Origin of the sequence: Paractinoplanes deccanensis (assembly GCF_016862115.1) — a bacterium.
GTDB classification, from domain to species: domain Bacteria; phylum Actinomycetota; class Actinomycetes; order Mycobacteriales; family Micromonosporaceae; genus Actinoplanes; species Actinoplanes deccanensis.
This window is the reverse complement of record NZ_BOMI01000097.1, coordinates 1-6,619: the sequence shown is the minus strand read 5'-3', so window position 1 is coordinate 6,619 and position 6,619 is coordinate 1. Positions and strand designations below refer to the sequence as shown.

6 protein-coding genes and 1 pseudogene are annotated in these 6,619 nt (G+C 68.3%); 6 read left to right on the top strand and 1 reads right to left on the bottom strand.

Translation table 11 applies throughout. The features are described from left to right. Nucleotides 1–619: 619 nt before the first annotated feature. A complete protein-coding gene (locus tag Ade02nite_RS51090; RefSeq protein WP_438872791.1) occupies nt 620–991 on the top strand; it encodes a hypothetical protein in 372 nt (123 codons plus the stop codon). A gap of 100 nt (nt 992–1,091) precedes the next feature. On the opposite strand, the pseudogene Ade02nite_RS51085 reads toward Ade02nite_RS51090, so the two are convergent. After that, nucleotides 1,092–2,382 (bottom strand): annotated as a pseudogene (locus tag Ade02nite_RS51085) (serine/threonine-protein kinase); the annotation flags it as partial. A 77-nt stretch (nt 2,383–2,459) separates the two neighbouring features. Between Ade02nite_RS51085 and Ade02nite_RS24875 the strand changes: the two are divergent. The 5 genes from Ade02nite_RS24875 (at nt 2,460) to Ade02nite_RS24855 (ending at nt 6,474) form a co-directional block, all read left to right on the top strand. Further along, complete coding sequence (locus Ade02nite_RS24875) at nt 2,460–2,681, top strand: acyl-CoA carboxylase subunit epsilon (protein ID WP_379037219.1); 222 nt, start codon at nt 2,460–2,462, stop codon at nt 2,679–2,681. Nucleotides 2,682–2,780: 99 nt separating this feature from the next. Then, nucleotides 2,781–3,233: a hypothetical protein gene (locus Ade02nite_RS24870; protein ID WP_203768569.1), complete on the top strand. Its 453-nt coding sequence runs from the start codon at nt 2,781–2,783 to the stop codon at nt 3,231–3,233. Continuing rightward, on the top strand, nt 3,233–4,645 hold the full coding sequence (locus Ade02nite_RS24865) for a hypothetical protein (protein WP_203768562.1): 1,413 nt from the start codon (nt 3,233–3,235) through the stop codon (nt 4,643–4,645). Before Ade02nite_RS24870 ends, Ade02nite_RS24865 begins: the two co-directional genes overlap by 1 nt. Nucleotides 4,646–4,692: 47 nt before the next feature. Next, nucleotides 4,693–5,787 (top strand): S8 family serine peptidase, encoded by a 1,095-nt coding sequence (locus tag Ade02nite_RS24860; RefSeq protein WP_203768560.1) that lies wholly within the window; start codon nt 4,693–4,695, stop codon nt 5,785–5,787. Nucleotides 5,788–5,850: 63 nt separating this feature from the next. Further along, complete coding sequence (locus Ade02nite_RS24855) at nt 5,851–6,474, top strand: Maf family protein (protein ID WP_239169026.1); 624 nt, start codon at nt 5,851–5,853, stop codon at nt 6,472–6,474. Nucleotides 6,475–6,619: the final 145 nt, after the last annotated feature.

Sequence of the window (6,619 nt, the reverse complement as noted above, 5' to 3'; positions counted from 1 at the left end):
GGCGGTCGACGCACCCGCGGCGGTCGACGCACCCGCGGCGGTCGACGCACCCGCGGCGGTCGACGCACCCGCGGCGGTCGACGCACCCGCAGCCGACCCACCACCAGCAGGCAACCCACCGGCGGCGGCGGACCCACCGGCAAGAGCGGACCCGCCGGGAACGGTTGACTGACCCGCAGTCGACCCACCTGCTGCGGTCGACCCACCTGCTGCAGCAGTCGACCCATTCGCGGCATCCAACCTATCGGCAGCAGCGGACCCGCCGGCGGTAGCGGACCCACCGGCAGTGGTGGACCCAGCGGCGGCAGCGGCCCCAGCGGCAGCGGTCGACCCACCACTAGCACTAGACCCGCCAGCGGGATCCAGCCCACCCGTGGCAGCGGGCCCACCAGCGGCAGCCAGCCCACCGGCGGCGGTAGACCCGCCAGCAGCAGCCAGCCCACCAGCGGCGCCCGACTCACCGGCGGTGCTCGACTCGCCCTTGTCGATGGCGCTCGGCTTCGTAGCCTCCCGCGCCTCCTGCACATCCTTAGTCGCCACTCCAGGTGCCGACATATCGGATTTTTCGGATTTGGCCGGAGCACCACCGCGAGGCGGAAGCGGCATCTCGATCCGCGTCGTGGCCTGGACTTCGTCGGCCGCCGGCTCCGGCGACGCGGCCTTGGCCGGCTCCGCGGGCGCCGGCCTTCCCGCATACGACTGCGGGGCGCTCCTGGCCGGGTCCACGGGCGGCGGACTCCCGGCGTACGACTGCGGCACGGCCTTGGCCGGGTCCACGGGCGGCGGACTTCCCGCGTACGACTGCGGGGTGGTCTTGGCCGGGTCCACGGGCGGCGGACTTCCCGCGTACGACTGCGGGGTGGTCTTGGCCGGAGGGCGCGGCTTGGCGGGAGGGACCACCGTCGTCGCGTCGGTGTTGGGGCGGTCGACGATGCGCGGCATCAGCGCGGTGGCGTCGGCCGGCAGCGGCCTCTGTGGATGGGGCTTCTGAGGGTTCGGCCGCTGCGGAGAAGGCACCACCGTGGTGGCGTCGTTGGCCGGCTGCTCGGGAGCGTTCTTGCCCCGGCGCGCTGCGGCGACGTCGGCGGCCGTGAACCCGGCGTGACCGGCTCGCGGCGGCTGCGGGCGGGCGCCCTTGGGCTGTTCCGGCTCGGCGGGGCGGCTGCCACGCGTACTGATGAATGCGGTCTTGTCGTCGCGGACCGGCGGGGTGTCGACGCGCGTGGCGTCGAGCCGAGGCTTGTCGGTCTTGGGCTTGTCGGTGCGGGGCGGCTTGGCCGCGGAAGCGTCGACACGTGTCGGCGTCTCGGCGGCGGGACGGCCGACGGTCGCCTTGCCCGGCGTGAAGACCGGCGGACGCCCACCCACCACCGGCGGCTGCGCGGGCTGACCGGACGGACGCCCGCCCACGACCGGCGGCTGCGCGGGCGGGTTCGTCGGGCGGACCGGCGGACGCGGGCCCGGCACGACCGGCGTGGCACCCGTGTGCGGCAGGCCGGTGCGGTCGCGGCCGACGCCCGGGCGCCGCATCGTCGGGCTCATCGGGAAGGTCAGCTTGCCGCGGCGACCGGCCGCCCGCAGCAGCAGGCGCTCCGCCTCCTCGGCGTTGATGCGGTGCGCCGGGTCCTTGCGCAGCAGGCCGTTGAGCACCGGCTTGAGCGGGCCGGCGTTGCGGGCCGGCGGAGGGTTCTCGGTGGCGAGCGCGGCCAGCGTGGCGATCGCGGACGGGCGGGCGAACGGCGACGCGCCCTCCACCGCGGCGAAGAGGGTGGCGCCGAGCGACCACAGATCGGCGGCCGGACCGGCCGAACCGTCCCGGGCGCGCTCGGGCGCGATGTAGGCCGGGGAGCCGAGCACCAGGCCGGTGCGCGTGACATTGGGGTCGCCGGGCACGGTCGCGAGCCCGAAGTCGGTGAGCACGACCCGGCCGTCCGCGCCGATCAGCACGTTGCCGGGCTTGACATCACGGTGCACGACGCCGGCACGGTGCGCGGCGCGCAGGGCATTGAGGACACCAAGGCCCATCTCGGCTGCGCGTACGGGATTGAAAGGCCCCTCGGCGGCGAGCGTGTCCTGCAGCGAGCGCGACGGCACGTACTCCATGACGATCCACGGGTCGGCGTCGGTGCGCAGCACGTCGAAGACGCGTACGACATTGATGTTGTTGAGCCGGGCGATCGCGCGCGCCTCACGCAGCGAGCGCTCGCGCATCTCCTGCCTCTCCGCGGGCGTGAGACCGGGCGGCGGGACGAGCTCCTTGATGGCCACGTCCCGGTGCAGGACGACGTCTGTCGCCCGCCAGACGCGGCCCATGCCGCCCTGACCGAGCGGCGCGACGAGCCGGTAACGGTCTGCGACGATGAGCGGGGGCGAGGAAGACATCACGGAGAAAATACCCGGTCCTGTCGAGCCACAGCGAATCGATCAGCCGAGTGTGGGATGCGTGTCACCGGATCTCCATGGTCGCGTCGTACGCTCGGTCGATGGATAAGGAACCGCTGGTCAGCGTCGTGCGCGGCGAACCAACCGATCTCGAGCTGGCCGCGCTGGTCACGGTACTCACGGCGGCATCCAGCGCGGTGGATGAGCAACCCGCCGGCACACCCCCGTCAGCCTGGGCACGCTCGGCAAGACCATCGATGCGCCCCGCCTCTTGGCGCGCCTCGGCCCTGCCAAGCTAGATCATCACCCGTCACTGTCCACAGGGTCCCCCGGCCCTGGCGGCGACCGACTACGCTCACCTTCGCTGGTTTCGTTCCCAACTTCGGGGGAGGGTGGCGATGATTCCTCAGGAGGATCTCGGTCCCGCGTGGCTGCGCGACTACGGCACCACAGATTTCGGCCAGATCGAGGCCGACATCCGCGCCATGGAGCAGTTCGCCGCCAAACTGGCAGCCAACGTCAAGGACAGCTACGCCCCCCACCTCGAGAGCGTCACCGAGTCCATGGGGACCAGACTGTCGCCTCTCGACCCGCGCTTCGCCGAGCTGGCGTCGTTCCTCACGGCCCACCACGACGCCCAAGACGTGACCCACCAGAACGTCTACAACTACGCGAACGGCACCCAGGGCTTCGCCTCCGCGGCCGCCGACATCAGCAAGAAATACGCGGGTTCCGACGCCTTCTCCCACGCCAAGGTGAGCGACGTCGACAAGGCCTTCGACAAATACGGCGTCCCCGAGTCCGGCACGCCCGCATACCCCGCCACCCCGGCCACCGAGGGAGATCTCTGATGCTGGTCGCACCCGGTGGCGGCGGCAGCGGCACCAACTGGTTCGCGATGACCGTGCTGGAGATGCAGGACATCATCCAGAAGCCCGACACGGACAAGCACTACGAGTTGCTCACCGGCTGGAAGCAGTCCGCCGACCTCATCAACGAGCACCGTTGGCAGGTCCAGAACTACCGGGACAACCTGGCCGCGGTCTGGCCCCCGGAAAAGAACGAGGCCGCCTACGCCTACCTGACCCGCCTCGACGACCTCATCAAGAACCTCGACGAGACGTACGAAGCCGCGATCGCCAACCACGACGCCTTCGCCTCAGCCACCTTGTCGATCAGCCTGGCCCAGAACGACGTCCAGAAGATCTACGACGAGTACATGGCGAACGCCCAGCTCATGAACGACTTCAACGCCAAACAGCAGCAGGCGGAGAAGGCCGACCCCGGCATCACCAGCACCGAAAAGCCCCCCGTCGCGGACGGCCGCCAGGAGGAGCTACGCCAGAAGGCCGCCTCCCTGCTGAGCAGCGTAAGCAGCGATTTGGCCCTGGCCCAGGTCAACATCCGCACGCCAACTCCGTATAGGCCGTTGACAACCCGAGACGCCACCACCGGTGGGAGCGATGAGAACACCTACATCGCTCCCCCACTACCGCCCATAACGCCCGCCTTTGGTTCCACCGGCGGATCAGCGCCGAGCGGCCCTACTTCGTCTTCCAGCCCCTCCGCCGTCTTTCCCACACTTCCTGCCGGCGCTGGCACGCAACCTGTCGTCGGAAGTCCCATCACTGTTCAGCCCGGAAGTGGAACTCCGCAACCTGGCTTGATTCTCGGGGGAACTCCGACAAGCCCCGTAACCACACCTCCGCCGAGCATCGCGCCTCCACAACCGACGCTGCCGAGTGGCACGCCTGGACCCATTACAGGTCCGGGCCTTCTACCCACCACGGGCCCCGGCTTCCTGCCATCAGGCGGAACCACTCCGCTCCCTCCTGTAGCGAACGGTTCAGGACGCGCCGGTGCTGGCCTCCCACGTGAGGGCGCGCTTCGGCCGGGCACTCCCACAGGCGCCCCGCATGTCATGCCGCCTGGAGGAATGATCGGCGGCACTCCAGGCGTCAGCATTGGTCAGCCCGGGGCTGCTCGCCCGGGTGTTAGCCGCGTAAACCCGGTCGGTGGAGTCATCGGCGGCGGCGTTGGTTCAAATGCGGCAAACGCCAGTGGAATAGCAAGCCAGCGCGCCTCGCAAGTCGGAGGTCCCTACGGCCAAACGACTGGGCGGGGGCCAAAGCGCGGAGAGGGCGCCGAGACTAACCGTTGGGATCCCGACAACCCATGGGAAACCGCCTCGGGCGTGGATCCGGTAGTTCTTCCACCGCGAGCGCAGCGTGTCGATCCCGGACCCGCGATCGGACTGAATTGAGGGCGCTTTCCAGAGCTATCGCCGCTGCTGGAGTAAGTATCCTGGCGGTGGCAACGATACCTGCGACACCCGCCTTCGCCGATTCAGTTCGTGACAGGCAATGGTACCTTCAAAGCCTTAAGATTTCGCAGGCCCATACGATCTCGACCGGCTCAGGAGTCGTCGTGGCCGTGGTCGACACCGGCACTTACCCGCATCCGGATATTCGCAATAACCTCCGCGAAGGAACGGACCTAACAGGAGGAGCTTCCGGCAACGGGAAGTCCGACGCTAACGGTCACGGAACGCGCATGGCAGGACTTGTAGCGGGGCACGGTCATGGCTCAGACTCGGGTATCGAAGGCGTAGCACCGTCGGCGAATATTATTCCCGTTCGTATATCAAGGACGGGCAAAGAGATCGACCCGGAGATGGTCACCTCAGGCGTTCAATGGGCCACCGAGAATGGCGCAAAGGTCATCAACATCTCACTCAGCACCGGCCCCAGCTTCGATCTCAACGACGCGGTAGGAGGTGCCATTGAAAGCGACATTGTAGTCGTCGCTCCGGTCGGCAATGCAGCCTCCGATGCTGTAGTAAATTACCCCGCCGCCTTCGATGGCGTGCTGGCCGTCGGAGCAACCGGCCGCAATGGGAAATATTCTTCAGCATCCGTTAAAAGTAAGAGAACTCAGATTTGTGCACCAGGCGTTGACATAATATCGACTCAGCCCAAGAGCAATTACGGAACCGCCACAGGAACTTCGGACTCCACAGCAATCGTGTCGGGGGCGGCGGCGCTTGTGCGAGCGAAATTTCCTCAGCTCTCGGCAGAGGAAGTTGTTCATCGGCTTACTGCTACGGCTGACGATATTGGGCCGCCGGGGCGGGATGATGAGTGTGGGTATGGGCGGCTGAATATCGTCAAAGCTCTCACCGCCGATGTGCCGCCGCTCGAGGGAGGCGTGTCGGCGTCGCCCAGTGCTGTTGTTTCTACGCCGGCGGCGGGGAGTGTGTCCTCTGCCAGTTCGGTGGAGGGCTCCGGGCAGGAGGCTTCGCCCGGTGGGAGTGGGGCCGGGCTTGTCTTCGGGGGGATTGCGGCCGCTGCCGTCGTCGGGGGTGGGCTGCTCTTCTTTGTGCTTCGGCGGCGGCGGGTTCGGTAGGTCGGGTGGGAAACGCCGGGTTGTGTGCTCCTTTTGGGGCTTCTTGACTTGTAGCCTCGGGGCGTGCAGAAGGATCAGGACATCGCGTACCGGCTGATTCTGGCCTCGGCCAGCCCGGCTCGGCGGCAGCTTCTCGGTGCTGCGGGGATCGACGCTGAAGTGATGGTCAGCGGGGTTGACGAGTCGGTTGTCGAGGCTGAGGACGCGTACACGCTGTGTCTGGCTCTGGCGCGGATGAAAGCGCGGACCATCGCGGCTCAGCTCAACGCCGACCCGGGGGTTGTGGTGCTCGGATGTGACTCTGTGCTCGCGTTCGAGGGTGAGGTTTTCGGCAAGCCGGCCAACGCCGACGAGGCCGTCAAACGGTGGCATCGGATGCGGGGCAAGTCGGGCGTGCTGCACACGGGGCACCACGTGACCAGCCTGGTCAGCGGCAAGCAGGCGGAAGCCGTGGGCGTGACCACCGTGCACTTCGCCGACATCAGCGACGCCGAGATCGACGCGTACGTGGCCAGTGGCGAACCGCTGCACGTGGCGGGGTCGTTCACGCTCGACGGGCGCGGCGGGGCCTTCGTCGACCGGATCGAAGGCGACCCAGGCAACGTCATCGGGCTTTCGCTTCCGCTGCTGCGGACGCTCCTCGCTGAAATGGGCATCCCGATCATCGCTCTGTGGCGGCAGAGCTGAGCCCTGTGGCTCCAGAGCAGCCCTGTGGCTCCGGAGCAGCCCTGTGGCTCTCCGGAGCAGCCTGTGGCTCCGGAGCAGCCCTGTGGCTCCGGAGCAGCCCTGTGGCTCCGGAGCAGCCTGTGGCTCCAGAGCGGCACCGTGACGG